Raw genomic sequence first — 3,584 nt, 5'->3', positions numbered from 1 at the left:
GCCGGGATGGATGGCCTGCGCGCCGGTGGCCTTGGCCATCTCGATGATGTGGTCGCCGCGCAGGTAGCTGTCGCGCGCTGCCGCGCCGCCGATATGCACGGCCTCGTCGCACAGTGCCACGTGGCGCGCGTTGGCGTCGGGGTCGGAGTAGACSGCTACCGTGCGGATGCCRAGGCGGCGGCAGGTGGCTGCCACGCGGCAGGCGATTTCGCCGCGRTTGGCGATCAGGATCTTGTTGAACATGRCTGTTCCTAGTTTTCTGGTTCTGGCGGCGYGGCTGCGRYGGCCGCGCGGCGGATGCGCATGATTGGCTGGGTGCCTTGGCTCAGGCAGGACGCCAGGACGGTGAGCGCTTCTCGAGGAAGGAGCGCACCCCTTCGCGGCCTTCGTCCGACGCGCGGATCGCAGCAATGCGCTCGGCGGTGTCGGCCAGCAGCGCATCGTCGATGGCGCGACCGGACACTTCCTGCACCAGCCGCTTGCTCTCGCGCACGGCATTGGGGCTGTTGGCCACCAGCGCGGCGGCGATCTCGCTCACCTTGGCATCCAGCGTGTCGCCCGGCACCACCTCATGCACAAAGCCCAGGCGCAGCGCCTCGGYCGCACCGAAGCGCTCSGCCGTGATGAAGTAGCGCCGCGCCGCCTGCTCGCCCATGGCGCGGATCACATAGGGGCTGATGGTGGCGGGCAGCAAGCCCAGGCGCGCCTCCGACAGGCAGAAATTCACCGTCTCCGCGGCCACGGCGATGTCGCAGGCGGCAACCAGGCCCACGCCGCCCGCATAGGTGTCGCCGTGGATACGCGCGATCACCGGCTTGGGGCAAGCCCAGATGGTGTGCAGCATCTGCGCCAGCGTGAGCGCGTCGGACCGGTTCTCGTCGTGCGAGTAGCCGGCCATCTTCTTCATCCAGTTCAGGTCGGCGCCGGCGCAGAAGGCCGGGCCATTGCCAGCCAGCACGATGGCGCGCACCGTGGGCTCGCTGCCGAGTGCGCGGAACGCACCGGTGAGCTCGGCGATCACGGTTTCGTTGAAGGCGTTGCGCACGTCCGGCCGGTTCAGCGTGATGGTGGCCACGTGCTGCGCGGCCGTGACGGTAAGCGTGGTGAATTCCATGTTGGTGTCCTGTACGGTGCGGTGCGATCTGTTATCCGGGGCGCTTGCCATCACATGCGGAACACGCCGAACTTCATCTCGCCGATGGGCGCGTTGAGGCTCGCCGACAGGCCCAGGCCCAGCACCGTGCGGGTTTGCGCGGGATCGATCACGCCGTCGTCCCACAGCCGCGCGCTGGCGTAGTAGGGGTGGCCCTGGTGCTCGTACTGGTCGCGGATCGGTTGCTTGAACTTGTCCTCGTCTTCCGCGCTCCAGGTGCCGCCCTTGGCCTCGATGCCGTCGCGGCGCACGGTGGCCAGCACGCTGGCTGCCTGCTCGCCGCCCATCACCGAGATCCGTGCGTTCGGCCACATCCACAGGAAGCGCGGCGAGTAAGCGCGCCCGCACATGCCGTAGTTGCCAGCGCCAAACGAGCCGCCGATGATCACCGTGAACTTGGGCACCTGCGCGGTCGCCACCGCCGTCACCATCTTGGCGCCGTTGCGGGCAATGCCTTCGTTCTCGTACTTGCGGCCTACCATGAAGCCGGTGATGTTCTGCAGGAACACCAGCGGGATCTTGCGCTGGCAGCACAGTTCGATAAAGTGCGCGCCCTTGAGCGCCGACTCCGAGAACAGGATGCCGTTGTTGGCGATGATGCCCACCGGATAGCCCCAGATCCGCGCAAAGCCGCACACCAGCGTGGTGCCGTAGCGCGCCTTGAACTCGTCGAAGTCCGAGTCGTCCACGATGCGCGCAATGACCTCGCGCACGTCATAGGGCTTGCGCGTGTCGGTCGGGATCACGCCGTACAGCTCCTCCACCGGATAGCGCGGGGGCAGCGGCTCGTGCAGGCGGATCTGGTCCGGCTTGCGGCGGTTCAGGTGCTGCACGATATTGCGTGCCAGCGACAGCGCATGCGCGTCGTTCTGCGCAAAGTAATCGGCCACGCCCGACAGGCGCGTGTGCACATCGGCGCCGCCCAGGTCTTCGGCGGTGACTTCCTCGCCGGTGGCGGCCTTCACCAGCGGCGGGCCGCCCAGGAAGATGGTGCCCTGGTTCTTGACGATGATCGATTCGTCGCTCATGGCCGGCACATAGGCGCCGCCGGCCGTGCACGAACCCATCACCACCGCGATCTGCGGAATGCCTTGCTTGGACAGGTTGGCCTGGTTGTAGAAGATGCGGCCAAAGTGGTCGCGGTCCGGGAACACGTCATCCTGGTTAGGCAGGTTGGCGCCGCCCGAGTCCACCAGGTAGATGCAGGGGAGGTTGTTCTGCTCTGCGATTTCTTGCGCGCGCAGGTGCTTGCGCACCGTGAGCGGGTAGTAGGTGCCGCCCTTGACGGTCGCGTCGTTGCAGACGATCACGCATTCCTGTCCGGCCACGCTGCCGATGCCGGTGATGATGCCTGCGCCGGGCGCCGCATTGTCGTACATGTCGTAAGCCGCGAGCTGCGACAGTTCCAGGAACGGTGTGCCCGGATCCAGCAGTTGCTGCACACGCTCGCGCGGCAGCAGCTTGCCGCGCCCAAGGTGCTTGGCGCGGGCTTGCTCGCCGCCGCCTTCCGCCAGCTTGGCGATCTTCGCCTTGAGGTCGACGACCAGCGCCTGCATGGCGTTCCTTGCGCACCTGGCGCACGTGTTCCTTGCCCAGGGAATCCAGGTTCTTGCCCACCGTGTACAGGTAGCTGCGTGCTGCCTGCAAGGTGGTGTACATGTCGGCCACCTTGCCCTGGATCAGCTGGAACTCGCCGATGCTCTGGCCGAACTGCTTGCGGTCGTGGATGTAGGGCGTGATGACATCCATGCACGCTTGCATGATGCCCACCGGGCCGCCGGAGAGCACGGCGCGCTCATAGTCCAGGCCGCTCATCAGCACCTTGGCGCCCAGGTTCTCGCCGCCGAGGATGTTCTCCACCGGCACTTCCACGTCCTGGAACACCAGTTCGCCCGTGTGCGAGCCGCGCATGCCGAGCTTGTCCAGCTTCTGCGCCACCGAGAAACCCTTCATGCCCTTCTCGACGATAAAGGCGGTCATGCCGCGCGCGCCAAGGTCCGGCTCGGTCTTGGCGTAGACCACCAGCACATCGCAATCCGGGCCGTTGGTGATCCACATCTTGGTGCCGTTGAGCACGTAGTGGTCGCCCTTGAAGTCGGCGCGCAGCTTCATGCTCACCACGTCGGAGCCGGCGTTGGGCTCGCTCATGGCCAGCGCGCCGATCCAGTCGCCGGAGACCAGCTTGGGCAGGTATTTGGCCTTTTGCGCGGCGGTGCCGTTGCGGTGGATCTGGTTGACGCACAGGTTGGAGTGCGCGCCGTACGACARGCCGACCGATGCCGAGGCGCGGCTGATTTCTTCCATGGCGATCATGTGGGCCAGGTAGCCCATATTGGCGCCGCCGTATTCCTCCGCCACCGTGATGCCGAGCACGCCGAGGTCGCCCATCTTCTTCCAGGCGTCCATCGGGAACTGGTCGGTGTGGTCGGTG

3 protein-coding genes and 1 pseudogene are annotated in these 3,584 nt (G+C 66.6%); all 4 read right to left on the bottom strand.

Annotated features, from left to right (window positions below; all coding sequences use genetic code 11):
• Positions 1-243 (bottom strand): biotin carboxylase N-terminal domain-containing protein (locus AC1DQR_RS40005; protein WP_477135105.1); only part of this gene is annotated, 243 nt, incomplete at its 3' end.
• A gap of 82 nt (positions 244-325) precedes the next feature.
• On the bottom strand, positions 326-1,114 hold the full coding sequence (locus tag AC1DQR_RS40000) for an enoyl-CoA hydratase/isomerase family protein (protein WP_477135104.1): 789 nt from the start codon (positions 1,112-1,114) through the stop codon (positions 326-328).
• 50 nt (positions 1,115-1,164) lie between these two features.
• On the bottom strand, positions 1,165-2,709 hold the full coding sequence (locus AC1DQR_RS39995; protein ID WP_477135103.1) for a carboxyl transferase domain-containing protein: 1,545 nt from the start codon (positions 2,707-2,709) through the stop codon (positions 1,165-1,167).
• Between the two features lie 4 nt (positions 2,710-2,713).
• Positions 2,714-3,584 (bottom strand): annotated as a pseudogene (locus AC1DQR_RS39990) (acyl-CoA dehydrogenase family protein); the annotation flags it as partial.

This window comes from Cupriavidus sp. 05L411, assembly GCF_056398045.1.
Note: the sequence above shows the minus strand (reverse complement) of the source record. Positions and strands in the feature narration are given on the sequence as shown.